The sequence below is a fragment of the Streptomyces sp. SKN60 genome, from assembly GCF_026236535.1.
Lineage (GTDB): Bacteria > Actinomycetota > Actinomycetes > Streptomycetales > Streptomycetaceae > Streptomyces.
The window spans coordinates 1-26,447 of record NZ_JAHTMW010000028.1 but is presented as its reverse complement, the minus strand read 5'-3'; the positions used below and the strand labels follow the sequence as shown (position 1 = coordinate 26,447).

Here is a 26,447-nt window from a genome sequence, read left to right as displayed (position 1 = left end):
CCTTGCCCGCCCGCCTTTAGGGAAAGATCACGATTTGGTGAGTAACAATTGGGGCAATTCGGACGCGTGATCGATCATCGTACGAGCCTCACGCGGTCGTGAGTCTTTCGGGGGACGGTCCGGCGGGCCCTTTCGAACGCTTTCGAGCCCTCGCGGGCCCGAAGCCGCCCGCGACCCGACCGCGACCCGACCGAGAATGTCCGAAAAAAGCCCCCGCGCCCCGCCCCCGAGCACGGGCTACGCCTGCTGCGGCCCCCGGCGCTGCGGCAGCGACACCACACCCGCCCCCGAGGTCGTCCCCGCGCCCGGCCCCGCCCCCGGGTCGGCCGGCGCCGGCGGCAGCCCCGCGACCTGGCACAGCAGATCGCACCAGGCCGCCAGGTGTGCCCCCGTGTCCGGCACCCCCGCCGGGCCCGCCTCCGGCGACCACGAGGCCCGGATCTCGATCTGCGTCGCCGGACGCCGCTCCGCGAGTCCCCCGAAATAGTGGGAGCCCGCCATCGTGACGGTCCCGCTCGCCTCCCCGTACGCGAGCCCGCGCGCGTCGAGCGCCCCGGTCAGCCAGGACCAGCACACCTCCGGCAGCAGCGGGTCAGCCGCCATCTCCGGCTCCAGCTCCGCCCGTACCAGCGTCACCAGCCGGAAGGTGCCCTTCCAGGCCTCGTGCCCGGCCGGGTCGTGCAGCAGCACGAGCCGCCCGTCCGCCAGGTCCTCCTCGCCCGCCACGACCGCCGCCTCCAGGGCGTACGCGTGCGGGGCGAGCCGCTGCGGCGGGCGGGTCGGGTCGACCTCGATCTCCGGCCGCAGCCGGGCCGCGCGCAGCCCCTCGACCGCCCGCCGGAACGCGGCCGGCACGGGGTTCGTCTCGTGGGGATCCACGGAGTTCGTGGGATCCGTGGAATCCGTGGGATTCACCCTGTCGCCCGCCGTCTTCCTCGTCCCTCTGGTGCCGTCGGAATGATCGGAAAAATGTCCCTGAGCCGCAGCCATGCGGGGAAGAGTAGGCGGAACGGAGCCCGCGTGCGGGGAGGGACACCCGGGCCGGGCGAGCGGCTTCTCGCCACATGCGAAGATTCTGGGCGTGAGCGCCAACCACGGCCCCGAGGGGCAGCAGACGAAGCACCAGCCGCAGACGTACGACTCCGCCTTCCTCAAGGCGTGCCGGCGGGAGGCCGTGCCGCACACCCCGGTGTGGTTCATGCGACAGGCCGGGCGGTCCCTGCCCGAGTACCTCAAGGTCCGCGAGGGCATCCCCATGCTCGAGTCCTGCATGCGGCCCGAGCTGGTCACCGAGATCACCCTGCAGCCGGTGCGCCGCCACAAGGTCGACGCCGCCATCTACTTCAGCGACATCGTCGTCCCCCTCAAGGCCATCGGCGTCGACCTCGACATCAAGCCCGGTGTCGGCCCGGTCGTCGCCGAGCCCATCCGCACCCGCGCCGACCTGGCCCGGCTGCGCGACCTCACCCCGGAGGACGTGCACTACGTCACCGAGGCCATCGGCATGCTCACCGCCGAGCTCGGCGCCATCCCGCTGATCGGCTTCGCCGGCGCCCCGTTCACCCTCGCGAGCTACCTCGTCGAGGGCGGCCCGTCGCGCAACCACGAGCACACCAAGGCGCTCATGTACGGCGACCCGCAGCTGTGGGCCGATCTGCTCGACCGCCTCGCCGAGATCACCTCGGCCTTCCTCAAGGTGCAGATCGAGGCCGGCGCCTCCGCCGTCCAGCTCTTCGACTCCTGGGTCGGCGCCCTCGCCCCGGCCGACTACCGCCGCTCGGTGATGCCCGCCTCCACCAAGGTCTTCGACGCGGTCGCCTCGTACGGCGTGCCGCGCATCCACTTCGGTGTCGGTACGGGCGAGCTGCTCGGCCTCATGGGCGAGGCGGGCGCCGACGTCGTGGGCGTCGACTGGCGGGTCCCGCTCGACGAGGCGGCCCGCCGGGTCGGGCCGGGCAAGGCGCTCCAGGGCAACCTCGACCCGGCCGTGCTGTTCTCGACCCGGGAGGCCGTGGAGGCCAAGACGGACGAGGTCCTGGCCGCCGCGAAGGGCCTGGAGGGGCACGTCTTCAACCTCGGTCACGGGGTGCTGCCGACGACCGACCCGGACGCGCTGACCCGCCTGGTCGACTACGTCCACACGCGGACGGCGGTCTGACGGACCGGGGCCCGGGCCGGCACGGCGGCCCGCGCGCGAGCACGGGCGCGGGCACGGGGGTCACACCTCGCAGTCGAAGGGCGCGTTGCCCGTGCCGATCCGGCACACGTCGAGGCCGCTGTCGCCGGTGACCACGCCCTCGTTCGTGGCGACCTGGATGTAGTCGTTTCCGGAGCCGCCGGCGACGAGGTTGGTCACGGTGCCGGCGACCCTGATGAGGTCGGAGTCCTCGGCGCCGACGATGAACCCGTTCACCGTGGCGGCCGGCTGCGCCGTGATGCTGTCGCGGCCGGCGCCGCCGTAGACGAGACCGTTCACGGGCCCGGTGAGGGTGATGTAGTCGCTGCCGGCGCCGCCGTTGACGGACTCCCCGGATTCGACCAGGGAGCAGACGATGACGTCGTTGCCGGGCGTGCCGTTCACGTTCGGGCCGGTGACCGGCACGCCGTTCACCGTGCACGAGGTCACGGCGTGCGCCGGCGCGGCGCCGAGGGCGAGCGGGGCGAGGGCGAGGGAGGCGGCGCAGAGCGCGCGCAGGGTCTGTCGCATCATGCGATCAGTCGCGCACGGTGACAGGAACCCCGCAACTCGTCACCATCCGTAACGCCGCCGCCCGGGTCACCCCGCCGCCCGTACGGCCGTCACCGCCTTCCGCGCCGCCACCAGGACCGGGTCCCACACCGGCGAGAACGGCGGCGCGTACCCCAGGTCCAGGGCCGTCATCTGCTCCACCGTCATCCCGGCCGTCAGCGCCACCGCCGCGATGTCCACCCGCTTCGCCGCGCCCTCGCGGCCCACGATCTGCACGCCGAGCAGGCGGCCGGTGCGGCGCTCGGCGAGCATCTTCACCGTCATCAGCGCGGCCCCCGGGTAGTAGCCCGCGCGGCTCGTCGACTCGATCGTGACCGTCACATAGCGCAGGCCCACCTCGCGGGCGTCCTTCTCGCGCAGCCCGGTGCGGGCGATCTCCAGGTCGCACACCTTGGACACCGCCGTGCCCACCACGCCCGGGAAGGTCGCGTAGCCGCCGCCCACGTTCGAACCGATCACCTGGCCGTGCTTGTTGGCGTGCGTGCCGAGCGCGATGTGCCGCTCGCGGCCCGACACCAGGTCGAGGACCTCCACGCAGTCGCCGCCGGCCCAGATGTTCTCGTGCCCCCGCACCCGCATCGCCAGGTCGGTGAGCAGCCCGCCGTACGCGCCGAGGGGCAGCCCCGCCGCCCGCGCGAGGCTCGTCTCCGGCACCACGCCCGTACCGAGGACGACCACGTCCGCCGGGTACTCGCCCGAGTCCGTCGCCACCGCCCGCACCCGTCCGTCCTCTCCGGTGAGGACCTTCGTCACCGGCGACGAGCCGACCGTGGTGATGCCGAGGCCGTCCATCGCCTCGTGCACGAGCCGCCCCATGTCCGGGTCCAGGGTGGCCATCGGCTGCTCGCCCCGGTTCAGGACCGTCACCTCGAAGCCGTGGCCGAGCAGCGCCTCCGCCATCTCCACGCCGATGTACCCGGCGCCGACCACCACCGCGCGCCGGCCCTTCGCCCGGTCCAGCGAGGCCAGCAGCGCCTCGCCGTCGTCCAGGGTCTGCACCCCGTGCACGCCCGGCGCGTCGATGCCCGGCAGCGGCGGGCGTAGCGGCCGCGCCCCGGTCGCGATCACCAGCTTGTCGAAGCCGGTCCACGTCTCCGCGCCCGACTCCAGGTCCCGGGCGCGCACCCGCTGCCCGGCGACGTCGATCTCGACCACCTCGGTCCGGGTCCGCAGGTCGATGTCCCGGGCCCGGTGCTCCTCCGGGCTGCGGGCGATCAGCCGGTCCCGTACGGGTACGTCGCCGCCGACCCAGTACGGGATGCCGCAGGCCGAGTACGAGCTGAAGTGCCCGCGCTCGAAGGCGACGATCTCCAGTTCGTCCGGCCCCTTGAGCCTGCGCGCCTGCGAGGCGGCGGACATGCCCGCGGCGTCGCCCCCGATGACCACCAGTCGTTCGCTCATACGAACACGCTACGACGAAGGGTCCGTTCGGCCGGGGCCCTTCGGCCAGGGTCCGGAACCGGCCCGCCCGGGCGATTTGAGAGAGTGGTCCCATGGGCACGGCCCCCTGAGCACGGTCACCGGGAGCGCCGCCCCCCCCGAGCACGGTCCCCAGGAGCGAGGAGCATGAGCCCGATGAACGCGAACGCGCAGCAGGTCGCGGGCGGTCCCGAGGTCGTCGTCGTGGGCGGCGGCATCTCCGGTCTCGCCGCGGCGCACCGACTCGTCACCGCGGGCGCCCGGGTGACCCTCCTGGAGGGCGGCGACCGGATCGGCGGAAAACTGCTGGCCGGGCAGATCGCCGGCGCCCCGGTGGACCTCGGTGCCGAGTCGCTGCTCGCCCGCCGCCCCGAGGCCGTCGCGCTCGCCGAACGGGTCGGCCTGGCCGGCCGTATCCAGGCCCCCGCCACCACCACCGCCTCCGTCTGGTCCCGCGGCGAGCTCGTGCCCATGCCGAAGGGCCATGTCATGGGCGTCCCCGCCGACGGCCGGGCCGTCGAGGGGCTGCTCTCCGCCGAGGCGGTCGAGCGGATCGGCCGCGACCGCGAACTCCCGCAGACCGAGATCGGCGAGGACATCGCCATCGGCGCGTACGTCGCCGAGCGCATGGGCCACGAGGTCGTCGACCGGCTCGTCGAACCCCTCCTCGGCGGCGTGTACGCGGGCGACGCGTACCGCATCTCCATGAAGGCCGCCGTCCCCGCGCTCTTCCACGCCGCCCGCGCGCACGCCACCCTCGGCGAGGCCGTGCGCGCCGTGCAGCGGGCCGGCGCGGCCACCCCGAGCGACGCGGCGGGCGCCGGTACGGGCCTGGGCGGGTCCGGCCTCGGCGGCGCCCCCTTCGCCGGCCTCGAAGGCGGCGTCGGCACCCTCCCGCTCGCCGTCGCCGACGCGATCCGCGCCGCCGGCGGCACGATCCTGACCCGTACCCCGGTCACGGAACTGCGCCGCACCGGTGCGACCGGCGGCTGGCAGGTCGTGACCCCGGACCGTACGTACCCCGCCGACGCCGTCGTCCTCGCCACCCCCGCCGGGCCCGCCGCCGCGCTCCTCGGCGCCCACGCCCCGGCAGCGGCGACCGAACTCGCCGCCGTCGAGTACGCCTCCATGGCCCTGGTCACCCTCGCCTTCAAACGCAGCGACGTCCTCGACGGGCCGGCCCTCCCCGGCTCCGGCTTCCTCGTCCCGCCCGTCGATGGCCACACCATCAAGGCCTCCACCTTCTCCAGCGCGAAGTGGCGCTGGGTGACCGATGGCGCCCCCGACCTCTTCGTCCTTCGCACCTCCGTCGGCCGGCACGGCGAGGAGGCCCAGGTGCACCGCGAGGACGCCGACCTCGTCGACGTCTCCCTCAAGGACCTGGCCGCCGCCACCGGCCTCACCGCCCGGCCCGTCGCCTCCACCGTGACCCGCTGGCTCGGCGGTCTGCCCCAGTACCCGGTCGGCCACCTCGCCCGCGTCGAGCGGATCCGCGCCGCCGTCGCCGGCCTGCCCGGACTCGCCCTCGCGGGCGCCGTCTACGAGGGCGTCGGCATCCCCGCCTGCGTCGCCTCCGCCGAGCGCGCGGCCGACGAGATCATCGCCACGTCGAAAACCACCCACCCTGGTGCGGGGCACGCATCGTGACGGGCGAGAATAGGCGTATGAGTGCGCCCGAAAAGATCCCGAACGCCGGTAAGAAGGCGAAGGACCTCAACGAGGTCATCCGCTACACCCTGTGGTCTGTGTTCAAGCTGCGCGACGTTCTGCCCGAGGACCGGAGCGGCTACGCCGACGAGGTCCAGGAGCTGTTCGACCAGCTCGCCGCCAAGGACATCACCATCCGCGGCACGTACGACCTGTCCGGTCTGCGCGCCGACGCCGACGTGATGATCTGGTGGCACGCCGAGACGAGCGACGAGCTCCAGGAGGCGTACAACCTCTTCCGCCGTACGAAGCTCGGCCGCGCCCTGGAGCCGGTCTGGTCGAACATGGCGCTGCACCGCCCCGCCGAGTTCAACAAGTCGCACATCCCGGCCTTCCTGGCCGACGAGACCCCCCGCGACTACGTCTCGGTCTACCCGTTCGTGCGCTCGTACGACTGGTACCTGCTGCCCGACGAGGACCGCCGCCGGATGCTCGCCGACCACGGCAAGATGGCCCGCGGCTACCCGGACGTGCGCGCCAACACGGTCGCCTCCTTCTCGCTCGGCGACTACGAGTGGATCCTCGCCTTCGAGGCCGACGAGCTGCACCGCATCGTCGACCTCATGCGTCACCTGCGCGGCTCCGAGGCGCGGATGCACGTCCGCGAGGAGATCCCGTTCTACACCGGCCGCCGCAAGAGCGTCGCCGACCTGGTGGCGGGCCTGGCCTGACGGCCTCCCCGCACCGTTGACCCGGTCACCGCCCGGCGCCCAGCCGGGCGGTGATCCCTTGACCCGGAAGATCAGACGGCCGGCGAAGCTTCGCCGCCCGCTCCAGCGACACCGGGTCCGGCTCCGGGTGCGGCGCGCATGACGCGCGCCGCACCGGCGTCCCTTCCGACGGGACCTTCGCCGCGTCCGGCACGGCACCCGTGAGCAGATAGCGCTCCAGATAGCCGTTCACGCAGGCGTTCGCGCCGCCCCCGATGCCGTGCGACCCGGCGTCCCGCTCGGTCACGAGCGCCGCGCCGCCCAGCCTGCGCTGCAGCTCCAGGGCCCCTTCGTACGGCGCCGCCGCGTCCCGCTCCGCCGCCAGGATCAGCACCGGCGGCAGCACCCCGGGCCCCGTCCGTACGTCGAGCGGCTTCTGCCGAGGCGTCTTCCAGTACGCGCAGGGCAGGTTCGCCCACACGTTGTCCCAGGTCTCGAACGGCGCCTGCCGCGCGAGCCGCGTGTTGTCGCGGTCCCAGAGCGCGAAGTCCTCCGGCCACGGCGCGTCGTTGCACTCCACCGCCGTGTAGACGGCCCCCGCGTTCCCCGGATCGGCCACCTCGGCGCCCTCCGCCCGCCCGGGCGGCGGATCGGCCGGACCGGCCTGTGCGACCAGCGGCTTCGGATCGCCCTTCAGATACGCGCCGAGGGCGCCCGCCCGCGCGGCCCAGAACCGGTCGTCGTACAGCGCCTGCAGCATCGCCGCATGCAGCTGCCCGGGCCCGACCTTCCCGCCGGCCGGCGCCGCCGCCAGCTCGGCCCGCACCTTCTCGTAGCTCCGCGCCACCTCGCCGGCCGTCGCGCCGAGCCCGTATACCTCGTCGTGCTTCGCCGCCCAGGTGCGGAAGTCCGTCCAGCGCCGCTCGAACGCCGCCGACTGGTCGAGGTTGTTGACGTACCAGATCTGCTGCGGCGCCGGGTTCACCGGCGCGTCGAACACCATCCGCCGCACCCGGTGCGGGAACAGCGACGCGTAGAGCGCCCCGAAGTACGTGCCGTAGGACGCGCCCATGTACGTCAGCCGCCGCTCGCCCAGTGCCGCCCGCAACACTTCCAGATCGCGGGCGTTGTTCAGCGAGTGGTAGTGCCGCAGGGCCGCGCCGGTACGCCGGGCACAGCCCTCCGCGTACGTCCGGGCGCGCGCGATCCGCTCCTGCTTGAACACCTCCGACGGCACGGTGGGCGCGAGCGTCGGCCCCTTCGTCCGGTCCGCCGGGTCCTGGCACGACACCGGCGCCGACCGGCCCACCCCGCGCGGGGCATAGCCCACCAGGTCGTACGCGGCGGAGATCCGCTGCCAGGCCGGGAGTCCGGCGGCCAGCGGGAAGTACGTCGACGAGGCCCCCGGCCCGCCCGGGTTGTAGACCAGGGCGCCCTGCCGTTCGGCCGCCGGCCCCGAGGCCTTCACCCGGCTGACGGTGAGCGGGATCCGGGTGCCGTCCGGGTCCGCGTAGTCCAGGGGCACCCGCACGGTGCCGCACTCCACCGGCGCCGGCAGCTTCTCCGCCTTGGGGCAGGGCCCGAAGGCGATCCCCTCGGCCGCCGCGGCCCGGGCGGCGACGGTGACGCCCCGGCTCTCGGAGGGCGGGGCGTCGGCGCGGGGCACGGCGACGGCGGTGGGGGCGAGGAGAGCGGACAGCACGAGCGCGGCGGCCTTCATGCGCATCCCCTTCTAGGTGCGGGGCGGGGCTTCAGCGGACCCCAGCGCACCGCCCAAGTAAAGGATCCACGGCCGGTGTCGGGTGTCATGTACCCGAAAGGCGGGTCCGGAAGGCGGCCCGCAGCTCCGGTTCGAGCACCGCCGTGCCCCGGCGGGCCAGGGCCGTCATCGGGTCGCGGGGCGAGAGCTCGGCGAGCAGCCGGCGCCCGGCGGGGGAGGCCCAGCAGCCGGGCGCGTCGGCGCGGGCGACCAGCAGGCACAGGCCCGCCGCGAGCAGCGGCAGCGCGAACCAGGCGAGCACCGGGCCGCGTTCGCCCTCCGGTACGAGCATGGCCGCCGCCGCGCCGAGCCCCAGGGTCAGCAGGAACGCCGCCCGCAGCCCCCGACCGCCCGCCACCGTGGCCCGCCGCGCGGGCTCCGGCAGCGCGAGCCCGCGCGCCACCAGGCCGTCCGCCAGCGCCCGTACACAGGCCGCCTCGGCCACCAGCGGCCGGACCGCCGGGATCGGCGACTGCCCGTCCGGGCCGATCGCCCCGAGCACCGTCCGCTCCAGCTCGTCGCGCCCGCCGGCCGCGTCCACGACCGTCGCCCAGCCGGTGTGCGCGAGCAGCACGAGCCGCGCCCGGTGCAGGCTCACCAGGGTGAGGTCGGCGACCCGCAGCGGCCCGCCCGCGAGGTACGCCGCCTCCAGGACGGTCAGTTCGGCCGCCGCCCCGCGGCCCAGCAGGTCGGCCGTGACGGCGTCCCGACAGGCCCGCGCGCAGGCGATGCCGGTGACCACGAGGGCGACGAGGAACAGCGGGACCCAGACCATGATCCGGTTGTACGGCAGCGGGGCCGGGCCCGCCACCGGAAAACGGTCCTGGGGCCTGTCCGGCGCCCCCAGGAGCCCTACGAGCTGGAACCGCAGCTCGAACCGCTGCTGGAGGAGCAGGAACTGCCCGACGAGGACGAGCACGAGCTGCCGCTGGACGAGGAGCAGCCGCTGACGCCGCCGCCCCCGGAGCACGAGCTGCTGCTGGAGCACGAACTCCCGCCGCCCCCGCAGCCGCCGCCCTCCCCGCCGGCCGCCGCCGCGCACCACATCACGGGGATCAGGGCGGCGTCGGACGAGGACGAGGAGGTGGACGCGTGGTGGGGGTGCGCGGAGGAGCGGCGCGGCGGCGGCGCCGGGCGGTAGGTGCGGGCCGTCGTGGCCAGCTGGTCGCGCAGCACGGGGTCGGGCAGCCCGGGCAGGCCCTGCAGGGCCACGAGCAGGGCCGGGTCCGCGACGGCCTGCGACCGGGCGAACGCGTCGACCGCCGCCCGCCCCGCCGGAGTGACCCGCCGCTTCCCCGCGACCGCGCACATCACGGCCGCGGTCAGCGTGACCGCGAGCACCGGAAGCACCTTCAGGACGAACGGCACCTGCCGAGGCCCGAAGCCGACGAGGTCGGGCAGCGAGAACATCAGGGCGAACAGCGTCGCCATGCCGCAGAACATGCCCACGAAGGCCCCCCACACGCCCGCCGAGCGGCATGCCCGCGGCTGCAGGATCAGCCCGCGGGCGGCGAGCCCGTCGCCGATCTCCTGCACCGCCGGGTGCCGCATCACGGCGAACCGCAGCGGCCCGAGCGCCGCCGTCAGCGCGCTCGACAGCTCCTGGAGCACGGCCCGCTCGACCGGGTCGTACGCGGTCGGCCGCAGCACCTGCATGATGCCGGGGCCGCCCACCATGAGCCGCCCGTCCGCGTGCAGGGCGGTGATCGCCGTGTCGGCGACCCGGGCGGGGCCGCCGTTGAGGAACGCCGTCTCGTAGCGGTCGTGGACCGCGACGCCGCCGGGCGGGGTGCGCCGGATCCGGCGCAGCTTGACGACGAGGACGGCGGCGAACGGCGTGAAGAACAGGTAGTAGAGGAAGGCGATGGTGTTCACTCCTTCTCACCCCTTCCCAGTGCGGTACGGATCCGGTGGAGGACGCGGGCCGCCGGGCCGGGCGGCCGGATGTCCGCCCGTTCCCGCCACCAGGCGGTGAGGCGGGTGCGGGCCGCCGGGTCCTCGGGACGGCCGGCGACGAGCAGCGTCTCGACGAAGTCGAGGGCGTCGTGCCGGTAGCCGTCGGTCATGGGGCGCTTCCGGGCGTACGCGAGGAAGGCCGGCCGGTACTCCTCGCCGAGGATCTCCGGCAGCTCGGGCGCCACCTTCGCCACCACGTCCGCCCGCTTGGCCGCGAGCGCCCGGCTCTGCACGCCGAGCCGCTTCACGTCGAAGCCCTCCGGCGCGGGCGTCCCGGCGACCAGCGCGGACAGCAGCGCGGCCTCGGCGAGGCCGACCCGCTGCCGGGCGGCGGCCGCGTCGACCGTACGGGGCGGGGGCACGGGCGCCGGCGTACGCACGGGCACGGGCGCGACCGGCATCGCGCCGCCCGAGGCCCGGGCGCCCGCACCGATCAGCAGCGGCCGGGGCCGGGCGGTCTCCACCGTCGTACGGATCGCCGCCAGCTCGGCGGCCAGCTCCTCCGGCGCCGGGAACCGGTCGTCCCGCTCCAGGAGCACGCCCGGCGGGGTGACCCGCGACGCCAGGTCGGCCAGCACGTCGAGGACCGCCGGGGACACCGGGTGCGCGTGGGTGTCGTGCCAGACCCCGTCCCGCTCCAGGCCGCCCGCCACGTGCACGTACGCGAGGGACTCGACCGGCAGCGCGGACAGCGCCTCGGCCGGGTCCTCGCCCCGGTTGACGTGGTTGGTGTGCAGGTTGGCCACGTCGATGAGCAGCCGCACCCCCGTGCGCTCCACCAGCTCGGCCAGGAACTGCCCCTCCGTCAGCTCCTCGCCCGGCCAGGCGACCAGGGCGGCGATGTTCTCCAGGGCCAGCGGCACCGGCAGGGCGTCCTGCGCGATCCGCACGTTCTCGCAGAGCACGTCGAGCGCGTCCCAGGTGCGCGGCACCGGCAGCAGGTGCCCGGCCTCCAGGAGCGGCGTCGCGGTCAGCGGGCCCCCGGCCCGTACGAACGCGATGTGCTCCGTCACCAGCGGCGCCCCCAGCGCCTCCGCCTTCCGCGCGAGCGCGTCGAGCCGCCCGGCGTCGGGCCGGTCCGCCCCACCGAGCCCCAGCGACACCCCGTGCGGCACGACGGTGACCCCGCGCCCCATCAGCCGTACCAGGGAGTCGGGCAGGTGGTCGGCGCAGATGTTCTCGGCGACGACCTCCACCCAGTCGACCCCGGCCAGCGCCTCGACCGCCTCCGCGATCTCGGGCCGCCACCCGATCCCGACCCCGAGTTTCTTCATGTCCCCCATGTCCCCCTCCTTCGGTCCCTGGGGTGATGGCCCCGAAGCCGTCGTTCGAATCCGCACCGGGGAACCTTCAGAGCTTGATTTGAGGTTCGCGGCCCGGGACGCCGATGGTGGTGGAACGTGAAGCTGCCGCTCGTCAGACGCCGTCGGCGGCCCGGATCCCGAGCGCCGGGTACTCGGACACGACCGTGCACGAGCCCGGCGCGATCTCGGTGAAGCCGGCGTCCTGGACCACCGGGAGGTCGCCCGACGTGAGGAGCGGCCAGCGGGCCGGGTCGGCGGTGCGGACCGCGAGGGGGAAGCCGGCGGCGCGCCAGGCCTCGCGGTCGGCGTCGGACAGGCGCCACCACAGGAGCTGGGCGCCGTGGCCGGTCTGGGCCATCGTCTTGCCGGCCGACATGTCGAGCTCGGGGTTGAGCCACAGCACGGGCACGTCCGCCGGGGCCGGGCCGGGCGCCGCCGGGTCCTCCAGGTCGGTGCCCGAGACCTGGAGCCGGGCCAGGTCCTTGGGCCAGCCGTCCAGCGGGACCGGCGGGAAGACCCGTACCTCCGTGCCCTGAGCACTCGTCACCGTCAGGCCCGGCAGGGCCTCCGCGCGGCGCCACTCCGCACCGCGCGCCCGGCGCACCACCTTGCGGATCCGGGCGTCCTGCCAGTCCTCGACGGCCCGCGCCCACTCGCCCTCGCCCTGCGAGCGCTCGTCCGCCAGGATCTCCAGGACCGCGCGGGCCGAGGTCTCCAGGGCGTCGGTACGGGCCGGGGGCGCGGCGCGCTCGATGCGCACCACGAGCGGGAGGACGAACTGCGGCTTCTCGTCACGGGGGTCGTTGCTGCTCACCCGGCAAGTCTGCCACCGTGGGGCGAACGCCTTCCCCGCGGGAGGGTTCCTTGTGGGAATGGGACGTTCCGGGACAGGATGCCTGCCATGAAGAGCGATCTTTTCAACAAGGAACACCTCGCCGAGGCGGCGCAGATACCGGGGATGACCCTCCAGAACGCCAAGTCGGTCAAGTACGCCGTCAACGGGGAGATGCACGCCCGGCAGGGCTCGATGGTCGCCTTCCGGGGGAACCTGCAGTTCGAGCACAAGAGCCAGGGCCTCGGCGGGCTGCTCAAGCGCGCCGTGACCGGCGAGGGCCTGGCGCTGATGGCCGTACGCGGCCAGGGCGAGGCGTGGTTCGCGCACGAGGCGCAGAACTGCTTCATCGTCGAGATCGAGCAGGGCGACGCGCTCACCGTCAACGGCCGCAACGTGCTGTGCTTCGACGCCACGCTGCACTACGAGATCAAGACGGTGAAGGGCGCCGGCATGACCGGCGGCGGCCTGTTCAACAGCGTCTTCACCGGCTACGGCAAGCTCGCCCTGATGTGCGAGGGCCACCCGATCGTCATCCCGGTCACCCCGCAGGCGCCCGTCTGCGTCGACACCGACGCCGTCGTCGGCTGGAGCGCCGACCTGCAGACCTCGCTGCACCGCTCCCAGTCCTTCGGCTCGATGATCCGCGGCGGCTCGGGCGAGGCGGTGCAACTGCGCCTGGACGGCCAGGGCTTCGTCATCGTACGCCCGAGCGAGGCCACCCCGCAGAAGGTGGCCAACTGACAACAGGGGCAGGGGACACGGCGGCATGAGGTTGGAAGGCGTCGGGCGGCGGTACGGACCGCGCGGGCCCTGGGTGCTGCGCGGGGTCGGATTCGCGCTGCCCCCGGGCACCCTGGCCCGGATCGGCGGCGGCAACGGCAGCGGCAAGTCGACCCTGCTGCGGCTCGTCGCGGGCATCGACGCGCCCGGCGAGGGCCGGATCACCGGCCGCCCGGCCCGTACCGCGTACGTCCCCGAGCGCTTCCCCGCCGCCCTCCCGCTCACCGCGGCCGGCTATCTCGTCCACCTCGGCCGCATCCAGGGCCTGGACCGGCGGACCGCCCGGGCCCGGGCGGGGGAGTGGCTGGAACGCTTCGGCGCGGCCGGCTACCGCGACACCCCGCTCGCCGAACTCTCCAAGGGCACCAGCCAGAAGGTGGCCGTCGCCCAGGCCCTGCTCGCCGAGCCGGGCCTCCTCGTCCTCGACGAGGCCTGGACCGGACTCGACGCCGGCGCCCGCACCGAACTCGACCGCGCGGTGCGCGAACGCGTCGCCGCCGGCGCCCGGGTCGTCTTCGTCGACCACGACCCGCGCCGCCTCGCGGGCGAGCAGGACGCGGCGTACGAGGTGACGCAGGGCCGGGTTTGCCGCGCGGAACCCGCGCCGGTGCCGCCTCCCCGGCTCCGTATCACCGCTTCCGGAGGCACGGAGCTCCCGGCCGACGGCACGGTGGAGGACGACCGGGACGGCCGGCTGACCCTCACCGTCGAAGCCGAACACTCCGACAAGGTGCTGCGGGCGCTGCTCGACACCGGCTGGCACATCGAAGGGGTACGGCGATGAGCGCGCTGCTCCGCTACCAGGCCGCGCTGCTCCTGCGCTCCCAGCGCTGGCTCGCGCCCTTCCTGCTGTACGCGGCCTTCGTGGGCGTCGGCATCCAGGCGGGTGAACCGGTGCTCGGAGCCCTCGGCTATGCGGTGGCCGGCCTGGTCCCGGTCGCGGCCTGGGCGGTCCGCATCTGCCTCGACCAGGAGCCGCCCGCCGCGCGTACCGTCATCGCGGCGGCCGCCGGCCGGGCCCGCGCCCATCTGGCGGCGGTCCTCACCGCGACCGGCGCGGTCCTCCTCGTCGGCGTCACCGCCGTCCTCGCGGTCACCGGGATGAGCGACCACCGTCTGGCCGGCCCGCTCCCGGCGGCCGTGGCGGGCGTCCTGGGCGCGACCGTGTGCGTCCTGACGGGCACGGCGATCGGTGCCCTGACCACCCGCCCCCTGATCCGGGCCCGCGGCTGGTCCCTGACGGCCCTGCTCCTCGCCTCGCTCCTCGGCCTGGTGGCGACGGGCTCCCCGGCCGCCTCGGCGGTCTCGTCCCTGGTCGCCGCCTCGACCTCGGGTGCGGTCCCGTACCCCTGGCCGGCCCTGGCGGGTGCCGTGGCCCTCACGGCGGCGGCCGTGACCCTGGCATGCAGGGCCACGGCCTGGCGTGGGTGAGCCCGTCCCCTACTGGTAGGCGGGTACGGCCCAGGTCGCCTTGTAGCGGCGGTCGGCCGGGTCGGCCTGCGCGATCGACTGGGCGCCGCTGGTGGGAACGAAGCGGATCGAGTGGGTCTCCCAGACGTAGTTCGAGGTCTGGGTCTCGGGGCAGCCCTGGGAGCAGGTGGAGGCCACGGCGCCCGTGACGGGGTCGTTGCCGACACTCTTGATCAGGGTGCGGTTGGTCACCTCTCCCGCGTTCGGGTAGTCCGTGCACCAGCGGTTCTCGAAGCCGGTGACGTAGGTCGCGAGCGGCCAGCGGTTCTTCAGGACCTCGTCGGTGTTGGCGTAGCAGTCCACGGCCTCGCTCTTCGAGAACTGCGTGATGCCGCCGTTCGACCCGATCCAGAGCCGGTCCGGATTGCCGTACACCGGCGCGAGCTCGTGGCCGTACGCCTTGTTGTCCCCCGCCTGCTTGGGCAGCGGGAAGCCCTTGTCCCAGCTGAGCCTGCCGTTGGCGTACTTGTACCGGACGAGGAGCTCGTCGCCGACGGCCCACAGCACGTTGGTGGCGGGGTCGTAGAGGACCTCGTGCGCGCCGGCCAGGGAGGTGTCCTGGACGGGTGTCGCGTTCCAGCTCCCCGGCGTGCCCTGGGCCTTGGAGAAGACGAGGAGTCCGCCGTTGATGTCCTTGCCCGTCGTGTCCTGGCCGAAGACCCTGGACGCGAAGGCGGCGACGACCGTGCCGTCCGGCAGCATCTCCACGCCGTGGAGGTCGCCCGGGTCACCCACGTTGATCGCCCAGTGGTAGCCGGCGAGGGACGGGTACGGGATCACGCCGATGAAGCCGCTGGCGCCGTCGCCCGTGACCAGGACGTTGCCGCCGTACACGCCGCCGGGGCGCAGCTTGTGCGAGGTGCCGCCCTCCCACGTGTCGCCCTTCAGGGTCGTGTCGAAGACCGAGTGGTACGCGTCGGGGATCCAGCGCTGGTACGGCCCGGAGGCGGGCCAGACGGCCGGATTGGTGGAGTCGAAGAACTCCAGGGCCGCGTGGGCCGTGGGGTAGTTGTCCGGGTAGGCCGGGCCGTGGACGTTGCCCGAGATGACGGGGGTGTGGCCCTCGTTGAACTCCACCTCCAGCGTCGGCGCGTTGTACGCGGCGTGGCACGCGTAGTCCGTCGACACCGGGTTCATCGAGCAGAAGTCCTTGTAGCCGGAGGAACCGTCCTCCTGGGCCCTGAACATGATGCCGTGGTTGGGCAGGGTGGTGGCGGCCCAGCCCTTGACCCAGTCGGTGACGTCGATGCGCGTGATGCCGTTCGACGCCTCCGGGTTGGTCTTGTTCGGCACGTCCGGGCAGTTCGGGTGGCCGAGGCCGAACGCCGTGTCCTTGCCCGCGCCGACCGCCGGCTGGTTGGCCCAGGTGATCGTCGACTGGTCCCACGTCTCGGTGACCGGGTAGACGCCCATCCACGCCTTGGCGGCGCAGTCGGAGACGAAGGAGTTGTAGACGCGCAGGGTGGCGCTCTTGATCGGTGCGCCGCGGAGCTTGGACACGTCGAAGCGCATGAAGCTGCGGTACTTCGTGGCGCCGTTGTCGGGCGAGCCGACGTGCAGGAGACGCTCCTGCGAGTGGTCCGCGGTGTCCGTGCTCTTGATGTACGTGTCCGACAGCCGCTTGATGATGTTGCGCGGCCCGGTCTGCGCCACGGGTGAGACCGTCGGGGTGGCCTCGGCGGCCGCGACCGCGGCCGGCAGGGGAGCGGTCTCCCCGGGGACCGAGGCCTGGGAGGAGGGGACGAGCAGGGACGCGAGGAGCGCCACCCCGCCCCCGGTCGCCAGAAGGCCCCTCGTGAAGAGGGGCCGGGTGGAGCGACGCACGTGAAGGTCCGCCTTTCGAGCTCTCGGCTCTTCGGAAGTCGACAAGGCAACACCCTCACACCGGGTAGTGGGAGTTGTACAGCAGCTTTCGATCACGTGTGCGGAGAATGTCAGGACATCAGCTCCGACACCTTCACGAAGCGGTAGCCCTTCGCCCGCAGCTCCGGGACGATGCGGCGGATCGCCTGCTCGGTGACCGGGGCCGCGCTGCGGGTGCAGTGCATGACGACCAGGGAGCCCGGCCTGACGCCGTCGAGGACCTGGTCGGCGACGGCGTCGGGGTCCTTGGCGAAGGCGTCGCCGCTGACCACGTCCCACTGGACCGCCGTGACGCCGGTCGGGGCGAGGGCGCGGCGGGCGGTGTCGTCGTAGCAGCCGCCGGGGAAGCGGAAGTACGGGACGACGTTGGTGGCCCCGGCGTCGCGGAAGGCGTCGAAGGCGCGCTGGACGTCGGCGGCCATGTCGGGGCGGGCGACGGTCGGCAGGCCGTAGCAGGGCTCCGCGAAGGCGTAGTGGCTGTAGGAGTGGTTGGCGATCTCGAACCGCGGATCGTTGCCGATGGACTTCGCCTGCTCCGGGTACTCCTCGGCCCAGCGGCCCGTCATGAAGACGGTCGCGTCCACCTTCAGGCGGCGGAGCGTGGCGATGAGCTGCGGGTTGTCGAAGTGCTCCCCGCGCGCCGCACGCGGGCCCTGGTCGGCCGTCATGTCGGCGTCGAAGGTGAGCGCGACGACCTTCTCCGGGCTCTTGGCGCGGTGCGTGTACACGGCGGTGAGCCCGCCCGCCGCCGGCGCGAGCGTCGGCGGGGCCTTGCGGGCGGGTGCCTTGCGGACGGGCGGGGCGGGCGCGGCGGCCGGATTGGCCGACGTGGCCGGAGTGGGCGACGTGGTGGCCGGCGCGGAGGGTTTCGCGGGCGCCGGAGTGTCGGCCGCGCCCCCGCCGCAGCCGACGAGTACGGCACCCAACAGGGCGAGTGCCGACAGTCTTCGTACAGGAATGGTCACCCACGGAAAATATCCGATCAGATACCCCTATCGTTCGCGGCTCGACAGCAGCAGCGCCCGAGTCCACGCGGTGAGCTGACGCACCATGGCCTGCGCGTGCGCCGCGCGGTCGCGGCGGAAGGGGAGGACGAGCAGGGCAGGGAGGAAGGCGAGCGTGACGAGGAGCAGGGGGAGGGTGGACACGAGGACGATGAGGGCGCGCTGGGCCCAGCGGAGAGTTCGCATGGGGAGAGGCTGGGGCGGGGCCGGAACGTTGCGGAAGCGGCAACCGTTGCCGATGCGGAGTCAACACGGTGGGGGAGTGCGCGGCATGACCGAAGTGGCCCGTACGCAGGGCGGCTCGTCCGAGATGGAGCGGGGCTGCGTGCCCGAGGTTGCGGCGCTCGGCAACGTGTTGAAGGAGCTGTTCAACAGGCTCGGTATCAGCCAGAGCCAGTACGCCCACCGCGTGCACGTCGACAAGTCGGTGGTCTCCCGCTTCCTCAGCGGGCGTCGGCTCGCCCCGCAGGAGTTCGTCGACCGACTGGTCGCGGAGGTCGAGACCCACGTAGGGGCCCCACTGAAGCTGGAGGCCAAGGAGGCGATCAGGACGCAGCGCATGGAGGCGCTGCGCGTCACCGACCCGGCGGAGTTCCGGCTGGAGAGCCTCCGGGCCGAGCTGGCCCGCTCCCGGCGCGACGCGGCGCGCGCCCACCGGAACGTGGACGCGCTCCACGCCCTCCTGGAGAAGAAGGAGGCCGAGGCCCACACTGCTGCCGAAGAGCTCGACCGCCTCCGCCTCGACTGGGGCGCCGAACTCGCCCGCCTCCAGCTGGACCTCGCGGACGCCGAACGCCTGCGCCTGGACGCGGAACGCCGCAGCGCCGACCTGCGGGACGAGGTCCTGCGGCTGGAAGGGGAGCTGTCCCGGCGAAGCCCGGAGGGCGGCGGGACGGGGTTGCTGCCGTTGGAGGCCTTCCTGGGGCAGCTGAAGGCGATGTGGGAGGCGGACGAATTCGCGGAGGCGTCCCGGGAGCTGACGGAGGCGGCGTGGGCGAGGTCTCTGGAGGACGCGGAGGACCTGCTGGAGTGGTTGGAGAAGCACGGCCCCGACCGCGCCAGAGACCAGTTCGTCACCGATATCGGGAGGCTGCGGCCGGCAGAGGAGCTGTTCTGGTTCGCCCGCGAGTTCAGGGCCAAGGCGCGGTACGTCTTGGGGGTCACCTGGCTCACCGCGATCTCCTCGCGCGTGACCGAGCGTAATGTCGCTGTCTTCTACGAGGGGCTGAAGGAGACCCGTCTGGCCTTCACCGGCTCCCAGGCCGACGAGTTGCTGGCACTGACCGTGGCGCGGACACCGGACCCGGACCGGGCGGTCCGCCTGACGGTGGGCGCGCTCGTCCATGAGCGGTCGCGGGAGGGCTTCCGGCGTACGGCGTATGCGCTGGCCAGGAGTGGCAGCCTCAGGTGGCACCGCTTGTTCGCCTTCCGCGTCATGGTCGGTCTCGTTCGTGCGGGGAGGCCTGACGTGGCCGAGCTGGTCGCCGACCTGTACTGCTCCGAACTGCCCTCCACACCGGACGGGGAGCACGCGCGCCTGCGGAAGCTCGCGGAGACCCGGCACGACGACGTGGCGATCGACATTCTGTTCGATCTGATGGCGGGGGTCGACCCCGGGGGAGGGATGAGCCGCTTCGCCGAAGACCTCGCCGCTGACACAGCCCTCTTCGACCGCTTCCTCGCCTCTCTCGAAGCGCGCGGCAGGCTCGACCAGCTCGACGAGTACGTCCATGGCGACCTGAGCCGCTACATCGAGAAGTGGCGCCGCTCACGAGGCGACTAGCCTCGCCCGGCACCCCGCCACATCGAAATCCGCCTCCGGATAGCTCGGGTCCAGCTCCTCCAGGTGCTCAAGCAGCAGCGAGCTGATCGCCCAGTTCCGGTACCACTTGTGGTCCGCCGGGACCAGGTACCACGGCGTGCGGTCGGTGGCGCAGCGCTCCAACGCGATGCCGTACGCCTCCTGGTACGCGGGCCACAGCGCGCGCTCCTCGATGTCACCCGGGTTGAACTTCCAGTGCTTGTCGGGGTTGTCCAGGCGCTCCAGGAGGCGGGTGCGCTGCTCCTCGTAGGAGATGTGGAGGAAGACCTTGACGACGGTGACGCCGTCGTCGGCGAGGGACTTCTCGAAGCGGTCGATCTCGCCGTAGCGGTCCTCGATCACCTCACGCCCGGCCAGCTCGCGGACCCGGGCGATGAGGACGTCCTCGTAGTGGGAGCGGTCGAAGATGCCGATCTCGCCGGCGACGGGGAGGGCGCGGGTGATGCGCCAGAGGAAGGGGTGGGCGCGCTCCTCCTCCGTCGGGGCCTTGAAGGCGCGGATGCGGCAGCCCGAGGGGTTGAAGTGGCCGATGACGTGCTTGACGGTGCCGCCCTTGCCGCTGGTGTCCATGCCCTGGAGGACGAGGAGCAGCCGGCGCCGGTCGCCCGCGGTGCTCGCCGCGTACAGGCGTTCCTGGAGTTCGGCGAGGCGCGGGCCGAGCGCGGCGGTCGCGGCGGCGCCGGCCTTCTTGCCGTCCGGGCCGCCGGGCGTCCCGCCCGCGTCGTACGCCGAGAGGTCGATCCGCTCGCCGACGGGGAGCCGCAGCAGCTCCCGCACGGACTGGTCCCGCTGGTCCCGCTTCGTCTTCGGCATCCGCCCGCCCTTCTCGGTCCTGTCACCGATCCTGCGCGTCGAGCGCCGGTCGCACCACCGCGAAGGCCCGGTCGAGGAGGCCGAGCGGGTCGTCCGCCGCGTCGCTGTCGCCCCAGCGCTGCAGCGCCGTGTGGAAGGCGACGAGCGCGGTGCCGGCCGCGAGCCGCGGGTAGAGGTCGGCGGCCGGGTCGAGGCCCCGGCGGCGGGCCAGCTCCGCCGCAAGCGCCTCGCGCCACTCGGCCTGGCGCTCCAGGAAGCGGGCGAGCAGCGCGGGGGTGCGCAGGATCAGCTGGACCACCCGCAGGGCGCGGGCCGCGTGGTCGGGGTGCTGGTCGGTGCAGGCGAGGAGGGGTACGGCGAGGGCGTGGCGCAGCGCGGCGGACGCGGGCTCGTCCGCCGGGCGGGCGGCGAGCGCCGTGTGGATGTCGCCGCCCATCCCGGACAGGAACTGGACGACCACGTCCTCCTTGGACGCGAAGTAGCGGAAGAAGGTCCGCTTCGACACCCCCGCCTCGGCCGCGATCTCGTCCACGGTGACCGCGTCGAAGCCGCGCAGCGCGAGCAGCTGGAGCGCCGCCTCGGAGAGCTCGGTCGCGACGAGGAGGCGCTTGCGCTCGGCCAGTGAGAGAGAGGAGTCGGAGGTCATGAAACGCATCCTAGCGACACCCTTGTCACTCCGCGAAAAACTTGACACCGAGTGACACCGGCGGCAACGTGTGCCGCATGACCGAACAGTCCAAGACCGAACCTTCGAAGTGGACCGCCGCCCGCATCCCCGACCTCACCGGCCGGACCTTCGTCGTCACCGGGGCCAACAGCGGCCTCGGCCTCGCCACCACCCACGCCCTCGCCCGCCATGGCGCCGACGTCGTCCTCGCCGTCCGCGACGAGGCGAAGGGCCACGCCGCCGCCCGGCAGATCGCCCAGGAGGTCCCGGGTGTCCGGGACCGGCTCGACGTCCGCCGGATCGACCTCGCCGACCTCGACTCCGTACGCGAGTTCGCCGCCAAGCTGCGCGCCGAGCGCCCCCGCCTCGACGTCCTCGTCAACAACGCGGGCGTCATGGCCCCGCCCCGTACTCTCAGCGTCCAGGGCCACGAACTCCAGTTCGCCGCCAACCACCTCGGCCACTTCGCGCTCACCGGGCTGCTGCTCGGCCGCCTCGCCGCCACCGGTCGCGATCCCCGGGTCGTCACCGTCAGCAGCCTCCAGCACCGCAAGGGCACCCTCGACTTCGCCGACCTCGACGGCGCACGGCGCTACTCGCCCATGGGCCACTACAACCAGTCCAAGTTGGCGAACACTGTTTTCGGCCATGAACTGCACCGGCGGCTCACCGCCGCCGGCAGCCCCGTCCGCAGCGTCCTCGCCCACCCCGGCTACACCGCCACCAACCTCCAGAACGACACCCCGGTCGCCCTCGTCCGCTGGGTGTACGGCCGGGTCCTCGGCCCGCTGCTCGCCCAGCCGCCGGAGCGCGGCGCGCTGCCGCAGCTGTACGTGGCGACCGCGCCGGACATGGAGAGCGGCGCGTTCTACGGGCCGGATGGGCCCGGCGAACTGCGCGGCGCGCCCAAGCCGGTCGCCTACGCGCCGGCGGCGACCGATCCGGAGAACGGCCGCCGCCTGTGGGAGCTGTCCGAACGCCTCACCGGCGTCCGGTACGACCTCGCCTGATCAGCACCAGGGGCCGCGCACCGCGAACGTCGTCCCGGGCGTGTAGCAGTTCACGTACATCGTCGAGCCGTCCGGCGAGAACGTCACCCCCGCGAACTCGCCCCACTCCGGGTCGTCCGGGGTGCCGATGTTCTGCGCGCCGCGCGCCACCGCGTACACCTCGCCGCGCCGGCTCACGCCGAACACGTGCTGCGCGCCGTTCCCGTCCTCGCACACCATCAGACCGCCGGTCGGCGACAGACAGATGTTGTCCGGCGACTCGCCGGGCAGCTGCACATCCGTGTCCGGGCCGAAGACGACGACGAGGGTGAGCCGGCGCCGCCCCGGCTCGTACTTCCACACCTGCCCGAAGTGGGTGCCCGCCGAGCCGTCCTTGGTCCGCGCGAACGACGACACGAAGTAGACGGCGTTCTGCGCACCACCCCAGTAGCAGCCCTCCAGCTTCTGCGCGTGCGTGATCCCTCTCGGGCCGAAGTCCTGCAGCCGGATCGGCGTCCCGGCGGCCAGCGGATCCGGTACGGGCACCCACTCGACGCGCTCGAACCGCGTGCCCGGCTCCTGCACCACCGACAGGTCGGGCACCCCCGGCACCCGCATCGCCTCCAGCGTGCCGCCCGCGCGCAGCGAACCCGTACCGCCCAGCGGCTTCTCCGGCAGGAAGCGGTAGAAGAGCCCGAAGGGGCGCTCGAAGGCGTCCTCCGTCTCGTAGACGATGCCGCTGTGCGGGTCGACGGCGACGGCCTCGTGCTGGAAGCGGCCCATCGCGGTCAGCGGCACCGCGCCCGTACGGCGCGGGTCGGCGCCGTCGACCTCGAAGATGAAGCCGTGGTCCTTGGTGTAGCCGTTGGTGCCGGCCCGGTCCTCGGTCTCCTCGCAGGTCAGCCAGGTACGCCAAGGGGTGGGCCCGCCCGCGCAGTTGACGGCGGTGCCGGCGATGGCGACCCGCTCGTCGAGCACGGCGTCGCCGCGCCCGCCGAGGGTGAGGGCCGTGCAGCCGCCCTTGGCGGCCGGGTCGTAGGTCAGGCCGTCGACGACCGGCACGCCGATCCTCCCGGTGACCCGGTTCTCGTGGTTGCGGACCAGATGCACCCGGCCGCGGCGCCCCGCGAAGGCGCCCATCCCGTCGTGGTTGCTCGGCACCGGCCCCTCGCCGGAGCGGAGCGGATCGCCCTCCCGGGAGAGGACGGTGTACGAGAAGCCGGCCGGCAGATCGAGCAGCCCGGCCGGGTCGGGGACCAGCGGGCCGTAGCCGCTGGAGCCGCCGGATCGCAGGGGCGGCGCCGCGACGGCGGTGCCGGCGAAGAGTTCCGACAGCGCGCCGGAGAAGACGATCCCGGCGACGGACGCTCCGGTGCCGGTCAGGATCTGACGTCGTGTTGCGGACATGAGGCAACCCACTTCCTGTTGGCGGACAGGACTGAAGTGCGTGATGTGACGCGTGACCCGCATGTGTGTACCACGCAGTGTGGTGACACGTGAACCCATGCGGGCCGCACGCCGCCTCATGAGAAGAGCGCGAGAACCTACGCCAGTTCGGCCGTCAGCGTGATCGTCGTGCCCGTCAGCGCCTGGCTCACCGGGCAGTTCTTCTTCGCGTCCTCCGCCAGCTCCTGGAACCGGGCCGCGTCCAGGCCCGGCACCTCGCCGCGCACGGTGAGGTGGATGCCCGTGATGCCCTCGCCCGGCTGGAAGGTCACGTCCGCCTTGGTCTCCAGGCGGGTCGGCGCGTGGCCGTCCTTGGCCAGGCCGTTGGAGAAGGCCATCGAGAAGCAGGAGGAGTGCGCGGCGGCGATCAGCTCCTCGGGGCTGGTCCGGCCGTCCGGCTGCTCGGCGCGGGACGCCCAGGTGACGTCGTACGAGCCGAGCTTCGAGGAGTCGAGGGTGACGACACCGGAACCCTTGAGGAGGTCGCCCTCCCAGACGGTGTGGGCGTGACGCACGGTGGCCATGTGTATCCCTTTCGATCGGGTATGGCCCCCAAGCTACTGCGCCACGAGCCCCTTCGCGTCCCGCGCGAGGGCGGTGAGCCGGGAGATCGCCCGGAAGTACTTCTTCTTGTACCCGCCGTTCAGCATCTCGTCGCTGAACAGCCGGTCGAAGGGGAGTCCGGAGGCGAGCACGGGTATCTCGCGGTCGTAGAGCCGGTCGGCCAGGACGACGAGCCGCAGCGCGGTCGACTGGTCGGGGACCGCCTGCACGTCGGTGAGGCAGACCGCGGTCAGCTCGTCCGTCAGCGCTCCGTACCGGCTCGGGTGAACCCTGGCCAGGTGTTCGAGCAGGTGCGGGAAGTCGTCGAGCGAGGCGCCGGAGGTGGCGTACGCGGTCCGGGTCACGGTCTCGTCGTCGTACGGCGCGGGGGCCTCCGGCAGACCGCGGTGGCGGTAGTCCTCGCCGTCGATCCGCAGCGGGCGGAAGTGCGCCGACAGGCCCTGGATCTCGCGCAGGAAGTCGGCGGCGGCGAAGCGGCCCTCGCCGAGCTTGCCGGGCAGCGTGTTGGAGGTCGCGGCGAGCGCCACGCCGTGCTCCACCAGGCGGCTGAGCAGGGAGGAGACCAGGACGGTGTCGCCCGGGTCGTCCAGCTCGAACTCGTCGATGCACAGCAGCCGGTGCCCGCTCAGCGTCTGCACGGTCTGCTGGAAGCCCAGCGCGCCCACCAGGTTCGTCAGTTCCACGAAGGTGCCGAAGGCCTTGAGCGCGGGCTCTGCCGGGGTGGCGTGCCAGAGGGAGGCGAGCAGGTGGGTCTTGCCGACGCCGTAGCCGCCGTCGAGGTAGACACCGCGCGGGCCGGCCGGGGCCGTGGCCTTCGGGGCGCGGGAGAACCAGCGGCGCTTGCCGGCACCGGTGGCGTGCGCGCCGCCCAGGCCCTCGGCGAAGCCGCTCAGGACCTTGACCGCCTCGATCTGACTGGGCTGGTTCGGATCCGGGATGTACGTGTCGAAACGCACCGAGTCGAACCGCGGCGGCGGCACCATCTCCGCCACAAGCCGGTCGGCGGGTACGTGGGGCTCCCGGGAGCAGAGCGAGAGCGGGGCCGCCTCGGCGGAATCGAGGGAAGCGGCTTCTGTCATGGCACGGGTCGACACAGTTATCCACTGTAAGCGCCGTGTCAGACTGCCGGGATGCGACGCCTGCTTCCTGTGACGGACATGACAGCGACGGCCCACGACACCGTTGCCGCTCCCAGCGCCGACCGCACCGACCATGCCGGCCCCGCGGACCACGACTGGTCGCTCGACGAGCTCGCCGACGCCTACGCGTACCCGCCGGAGGCGGCGACCGGGCGCTGGCTGCGGGCCAACATGGTCTCCTCGCTCGACGGCGCCGGCCAGCACGACGGCCGCTCGCAGCCGCTGTCCTCCGAGGCCGACATGCGGATCTTCGGCACCCTGCGGGGCCTGGCGGACGTCGTGGTCGTCGGCGCGGAGACGGTACGGAGCGAGGGCTACCGCCCGGCCCGGGCGCGGGACGCCTTCGCGGCCCGGCGGGCGGCGGCGGGCCAGGGCCCGGCGCCGGTGATCGCCGTCGTGACCGCCTCGCTCGACCTGGATTTCTCGCTTCCGCTTTTCACCGAGCCGCTCGTCCCCACCCTCGTCCTCACCGGCGCCGGCTCCTCCGCCGAACGCCGTGCCGAGGCCGAGCGCGCGGGCGCCGAGGTGGTGATCGCCGGCGACGACCGCGGCATCGATCCGGAGCGCGCGGTGACGGCCCTCGCGGAGCGCGGACTGCGGCGCCAGCTGACCGAGGGCGGGCCGCGCCTGCTCGGGCAGTTCGTGGCCGCCGGGGTGCTCGACGAGCTGTGTCTGACCCTCTCCCCGACCATGACGGCGGGCGCCGCGCAGCGGATCGCCGGGGGCCCGTCCGTCGCGGTTCCGAAACGCTTCGCCGTGGCGTCGGTGCTGGAGCAGGACGGCTTCCTCTTCACCCGCTACCGTCGGATCTGACAATCGGCGGAATTTGTCGTTCCGCTTAGCGTCCGCTGGGCAGAATCACTCTCGCAATCCCCGTGGGGCCACGGGGAAGGATGGTTTCCGCAGAAGGGCTCCTGAGGTGTTCACAAGCGTTCTGATGATCGAGAAGCCCCTCACGTCCACCGACGTGGACTTCGTCACCACGCTCCACGGTGACGAGGTCGTCTCGTTCATCGTTCTGATGCAGCCGCGTGGTGACCAGGCCGATCTACTGCTGCGCGCCATCGACGACGTGGCGATGGGCGAACTGAAAGAGGCGACCCGCGAGGGCGACGAGCCCGAGGGCAAGGAGGCCAGGCCGCTCGCCGAGCAGGCCCTGGAGGCCTCGCTCCAGGCGCTGCGGGCCGCGGGTTGCGAGGCCGTCGGACAGGTGGTCGAGGACCACCCCCTGAACAAGATGAAATCGGTGGTCGACGAGTCCGAGGCCGACGAGGTGATCGTGCTGACCGCCCCGCACTACGTGGAGGAGTTCTTCCACCGCGACTGGGCGTCCCGGGCCCGCCACAAGGTGGGGGTGCCGGTCCTGAAGCTGTTCGCACACAGCGACTGACGCACAGCGACTGATTCCGCACGGGGTGGGCGGGCCGGGCTCGCCGCCCGGCCCGCCCCCCCCCAACCCCCAAGCCTGGCCTTCCAAACAAAGACCCGCACGACAACGACACCCCCCCGGG

General features: G+C 73.3%; 26 protein-coding genes. 10 read left to right on the top strand and 16 right to left on the bottom strand.

The window, feature by feature from the left end; genetic code table 11:
* Window positions 1-237: 237 nt before the first annotated feature.
* Window positions 238-990, bottom strand: coding sequence for a DUF3000 domain-containing protein (locus KV205_RS32490; protein WP_265868435.1), 753 nt, complete (start codon window positions 988-990; stop codon window positions 238-240).
* Between the two features lie 91 nt (window positions 991-1,081).
* Here KV205_RS32490 and hemE point away from each other — a divergent pair, with 91 nt between their 5' ends.
* Window positions 1,082-2,158 (top strand): uroporphyrinogen decarboxylase, encoded by a 1,077-nt coding sequence (hemE, locus tag KV205_RS32485; RefSeq protein WP_265868434.1) that lies wholly within the window; start codon window positions 1,082-1,084, stop codon window positions 2,156-2,158.
* A gap of 60 nt (window positions 2,159-2,218) precedes the next feature.
* Here the strand turns inward: hemE and KV205_RS32480 are convergent, their stop codons facing one another.
* Entirely contained in the window at window positions 2,219-2,710 is a 492-nt protein-coding gene (locus KV205_RS32480) for a hypothetical protein (RefSeq protein WP_265868433.1), read from the bottom strand.
* 66 nt (window positions 2,711-2,776) lie between these two features.
* Entirely contained in the window at window positions 2,777-4,150 is a 1,374-nt protein-coding gene (locus KV205_RS32475; RefSeq protein WP_265868432.1) for an FAD-dependent oxidoreductase, read from the bottom strand.
* A gap of 174 nt (window positions 4,151-4,324) precedes the next feature.
* Here KV205_RS32475 and hemG point away from each other — a divergent pair, with 174 nt between their 5' ends.
* A complete protein-coding gene (hemG, locus tag KV205_RS32470) occupies window positions 4,325-5,815 on the top strand; it encodes a protoporphyrinogen oxidase (RefSeq protein WP_265868477.1) in 1,491 nt (496 codons plus the stop codon).
* Window positions 5,816-5,832: 17 nt separating this feature from the next.
* Complete coding sequence (hemQ, locus tag KV205_RS32465) at window positions 5,833-6,546, top strand: hydrogen peroxide-dependent heme synthase (RefSeq protein WP_265868431.1); 714 nt, start codon at window positions 5,833-5,835, stop codon at window positions 6,544-6,546.
* Window positions 6,547-6,571: 25 nt separating this feature from the next.
* Here the strand turns inward: hemQ and KV205_RS32460 are convergent, their stop codons facing one another.
* The 5 genes from KV205_RS32460 to KV205_RS32440 all read right to left on the bottom strand — a co-directional run bounded on the left by KV205_RS32460 (window position 6,572) and on the right by KV205_RS32440 (window position 12,358).
* The gene (locus tag KV205_RS32460; RefSeq protein ID WP_265868430.1) at window positions 6,572-8,245 is read right to left on the bottom strand and encodes an alpha/beta hydrolase; all 1,674 of its coding nucleotides are present in this window, start codon (window positions 8,243-8,245) and stop codon (window positions 6,572-6,574) included.
* Between the two features lie 85 nt (window positions 8,246-8,330).
* Entirely contained in the window at window positions 8,331-9,203 is an 873-nt protein-coding gene (locus KV205_RS32455; RefSeq protein ID WP_308404122.1) for a TIGR04222 domain-containing membrane protein, read from the bottom strand.
* Window positions 9,137-10,159 (bottom strand): TIGR04222 domain-containing membrane protein, encoded by a 1,023-nt coding sequence (locus KV205_RS32450; RefSeq protein WP_265868429.1) that lies wholly within the window; start codon window positions 10,157-10,159, stop codon window positions 9,137-9,139. Before KV205_RS32450 ends, KV205_RS32455 begins: the two co-directional genes overlap by 67 nt.
* Window positions 10,156-11,514, bottom strand: a complete 1,359-nt coding sequence (locus tag KV205_RS32445) for a DUF692 domain-containing protein (RefSeq protein ID WP_265868475.1) — start codon at window positions 11,512-11,514, stop codon at window positions 10,156-10,158. The genes KV205_RS32450 and KV205_RS32445 overlap by 4 nt, the downstream gene beginning before the upstream one ends.
* 142 nt (window positions 11,515-11,656) lie before the next feature.
* The gene (locus KV205_RS32440) at window positions 11,657-12,358 is read right to left on the bottom strand and encodes a peptidyl-tRNA hydrolase (RefSeq protein WP_265868428.1); all 702 of its coding nucleotides are present in this window, start codon (window positions 12,356-12,358) and stop codon (window positions 11,657-11,659) included.
* A gap of 87 nt (window positions 12,359-12,445) precedes the next feature.
* On the opposite strand from KV205_RS32440, the gene KV205_RS32435 reads away from it, so the two are divergent.
* Genes KV205_RS32435 through KV205_RS32425 form a run of 3 tightly spaced genes read left to right on the top strand, consistent with a single transcriptional unit; the run spans window position 12,446 to window position 14,590 of the window.
* Entirely contained in the window at window positions 12,446-13,120 is a 675-nt protein-coding gene (locus tag KV205_RS32435; protein WP_265868426.1) for an AIM24 family protein, read from the top strand.
* 25 nt (window positions 13,121-13,145) lie between these two features.
* Window positions 13,146-13,943 carry an ATP-binding cassette domain-containing protein gene (locus KV205_RS32430; protein ID WP_265868425.1) on the top strand — a complete coding sequence of 266 codons (798 nt, stop codon included), beginning with the start codon at window positions 13,146-13,148 and terminating at the stop codon, window positions 13,941-13,943.
* Complete coding sequence (locus tag KV205_RS32425; RefSeq protein WP_265868424.1) at window positions 13,940-14,590, top strand: ABC transporter; 651 nt, start codon at window positions 13,940-13,942, stop codon at window positions 14,588-14,590. The genes KV205_RS32430 and KV205_RS32425 overlap by 4 nt, the downstream gene beginning before the upstream one ends.
* A 9-nt stretch (window positions 14,591-14,599) precedes the next feature.
* Here KV205_RS32425 and KV205_RS32420 read toward each other — a convergent pair whose 3' ends face one another.
* From KV205_RS32420 to KV205_RS32410, 3 genes are all read right to left on the bottom strand, one after another.
* On the bottom strand, window positions 14,600-16,453 hold the full coding sequence (locus KV205_RS32420; protein WP_265868423.1) for a DNRLRE domain-containing protein: 1,854 nt from the start codon (window positions 16,451-16,453) through the stop codon (window positions 14,600-14,602).
* Window positions 16,454-16,563: 110 nt separating this feature from the next.
* On the bottom strand, window positions 16,564-17,457 hold the full coding sequence (locus KV205_RS32415) for a polysaccharide deacetylase family protein (RefSeq protein ID WP_265868422.1): 894 nt from the start codon (window positions 17,455-17,457) through the stop codon (window positions 16,564-16,566).
* Window positions 17,458-17,484: 27 nt separating this feature from the next.
* On the bottom strand, window positions 17,485-17,682 hold the full coding sequence (locus tag KV205_RS32410) for a hypothetical protein (protein ID WP_265868421.1): 198 nt from the start codon (window positions 17,680-17,682) through the stop codon (window positions 17,485-17,487).
* Window positions 17,683-17,767: 85 nt separating this feature from the next.
* Here KV205_RS32410 and KV205_RS32405 point away from each other — a divergent pair, with 85 nt between their 5' ends.
* Complete coding sequence (locus tag KV205_RS32405; protein WP_265868420.1) at window positions 17,768-19,279, top strand: helix-turn-helix transcriptional regulator; 1,512 nt, start codon at window positions 17,768-17,770, stop codon at window positions 19,277-19,279.
* On the opposite strand, the gene KV205_RS32400 is transcribed toward KV205_RS32405, so the two are convergent.
* Together KV205_RS32400 and KV205_RS32395 are read right to left on the bottom strand one after the other, a co-directional pair.
* A complete protein-coding gene (locus KV205_RS32400) occupies window positions 19,265-20,131 on the bottom strand; it encodes a PPK2 family polyphosphate kinase (protein WP_265868419.1) in 867 nt (288 codons plus the stop codon). The two genes, KV205_RS32405 and KV205_RS32400, sit on opposite strands and share 15 nt — an antisense overlap.
* Window positions 20,132-20,153: 22 nt before the next feature.
* Window positions 20,154-20,777, bottom strand: coding sequence for a TetR family transcriptional regulator (locus KV205_RS32395; RefSeq protein ID WP_374214762.1), 624 nt, complete (start codon window positions 20,775-20,777; stop codon window positions 20,154-20,156).
* A gap of 77 nt (window positions 20,778-20,854) precedes the next feature.
* On the opposite strand from KV205_RS32395, the gene KV205_RS32390 reads away from it, so the two are divergent.
* Entirely contained in the window at window positions 20,855-21,808 is a 954-nt protein-coding gene (locus KV205_RS32390; RefSeq protein ID WP_265868416.1) for an oxidoreductase, read from the top strand.
* Here KV205_RS32390 and KV205_RS32385 read toward each other — a convergent pair whose 3' ends face one another.
* From KV205_RS32385 to zapE, 3 genes are all read right to left on the bottom strand, one after another.
* A complete protein-coding gene (locus KV205_RS32385) occupies window positions 21,809-23,194 on the bottom strand; it encodes an alkaline phosphatase PhoX (RefSeq protein WP_265868415.1) in 1,386 nt (461 codons plus the stop codon). It lies immediately after the preceding gene.
* 137 nt (window positions 23,195-23,331) lie between these two features.
* Window positions 23,332-23,757: an OsmC family protein gene (locus KV205_RS32380; protein WP_265868414.1), complete on the bottom strand. Its 426-nt coding sequence runs from the start codon at window positions 23,755-23,757 to the stop codon at window positions 23,332-23,334.
* 33 nt (window positions 23,758-23,790) lie between these two features.
* Complete coding sequence (gene zapE / locus KV205_RS32375; protein WP_265868413.1) at window positions 23,791-24,876, bottom strand: cell division protein ZapE; 1,086 nt, start codon at window positions 24,874-24,876, stop codon at window positions 23,791-23,793.
* A 51-nt stretch (window positions 24,877-24,927) separates the two neighbouring features.
* Between zapE and KV205_RS32370 the strand changes: the two genes are divergently transcribed.
* Window positions 24,928-25,749, top strand: coding sequence for a pyrimidine reductase family protein (locus KV205_RS32370; protein WP_265868412.1), 822 nt, complete (start codon window positions 24,928-24,930; stop codon window positions 25,747-25,749).
* A gap of 106 nt (window positions 25,750-25,855) precedes the next feature.
* A complete protein-coding gene (locus tag KV205_RS32365; protein ID WP_265868410.1) occupies window positions 25,856-26,326 on the top strand; it encodes an indole-3-glycerol phosphate synthase in 471 nt (156 codons plus the stop codon).
* The last annotated feature ends 121 nt before the right edge of the window (window positions 26,327-26,447 follow it).

What these genes read in the sequence shown, in the direction of transcription:
- KV205_RS32490 (WP_265868435.1), bottom strand. Translation starts at nt 990, where the DNA reads ATGGCTGCGGCTCAGGGACATTTTTCCGATCATTCCGACGGCACCAGA.
- KV205_RS32480 (WP_265868433.1), bottom strand. Translation starts at nt 2,710, where the DNA reads ATGATGCGACAGACCCTGCGCGCGCTCTGCGCCGCCTCCCTCGCCCTC.
- KV205_RS32475 (WP_265868432.1), bottom strand. Translation starts at nt 4,150, where the DNA reads ATGAGCGAACGACTGGTGGTCATCGGGGGCGACGCCGCGGGCATGTCC.
- hemG (WP_265868477.1), top strand. Translation starts at nt 4,325, where the DNA reads ATGAACGCGAACGCGCAGCAGGTCGCGGGCGGTCCCGAGGTCGTCGTC.
- hemQ (WP_265868431.1), top strand. Translation starts at nt 5,833, where the DNA reads ATGAGTGCGCCCGAAAAGATCCCGAACGCCGGTAAGAAGGCGAAGGAC.
- KV205_RS32460 (WP_265868430.1), bottom strand. Translation starts at nt 8,245, where the DNA reads ATGAAGGCCGCCGCGCTCGTGCTGTCCGCTCTCCTCGCCCCCACCGCC.
- KV205_RS32445 (WP_265868475.1), bottom strand. Translation starts at nt 11,514, where the DNA reads ATGAAGAAACTCGGGGTCGGGATCGGGTGGCGGCCCGAGATCGCGGAG.
- KV205_RS32435 (WP_265868426.1), top strand. Translation starts at nt 12,446, where the DNA reads ATGAAGAGCGATCTTTTCAACAAGGAACACCTCGCCGAGGCGGCGCAG.
- KV205_RS32430 (WP_265868425.1), top strand. Translation starts at nt 13,146, where the DNA reads ATGAGGTTGGAAGGCGTCGGGCGGCGGTACGGACCGCGCGGGCCCTGG.
- KV205_RS32425 (WP_265868424.1), top strand. Translation starts at nt 13,940, where the DNA reads ATGAGCGCGCTGCTCCGCTACCAGGCCGCGCTGCTCCTGCGCTCCCAG.
- KV205_RS32410 (WP_265868421.1), bottom strand. Translation starts at nt 17,682, where the DNA reads ATGCGAACTCTCCGCTGGGCCCAGCGCGCCCTCATCGTCCTCGTGTCC.
- KV205_RS32405 (WP_265868420.1), top strand. Translation starts at nt 17,768, where the DNA reads ATGACCGAAGTGGCCCGTACGCAGGGCGGCTCGTCCGAGATGGAGCGG.
- KV205_RS32400 (WP_265868419.1), bottom strand. Translation starts at nt 20,131, where the DNA reads ATGCCGAAGACGAAGCGGGACCAGCGGGACCAGTCCGTGCGGGAGCTG.
- KV205_RS32395 (WP_374214762.1), bottom strand. Translation starts at nt 20,777, where the DNA reads ATGACCTCCGACTCCTCTCTCTCACTGGCCGAGCGCAAGCGCCTCCTC.
- KV205_RS32390 (WP_265868416.1), top strand. Translation starts at nt 20,855, where the DNA reads ATGACCGAACAGTCCAAGACCGAACCTTCGAAGTGGACCGCCGCCCGC.
- KV205_RS32385 (WP_265868415.1), bottom strand. Translation starts at nt 23,194, where the DNA reads ATGTCCGCAACACGACGTCAGATCCTGACCGGCACCGGAGCGTCCGTC.
- KV205_RS32380 (WP_265868414.1), bottom strand. Translation starts at nt 23,757, where the DNA reads ATGGCCACCGTGCGTCACGCCCACACCGTCTGGGAGGGCGACCTCCTC.
- zapE (WP_265868413.1), bottom strand. Translation starts at nt 24,876, where the DNA reads ATGACAGAAGCCGCTTCCCTCGATTCCGCCGAGGCGGCCCCGCTCTCG.
- KV205_RS32370 (WP_265868412.1), top strand. Translation starts at nt 24,928, where the DNA reads ATGCGACGCCTGCTTCCTGTGACGGACATGACAGCGACGGCCCACGAC.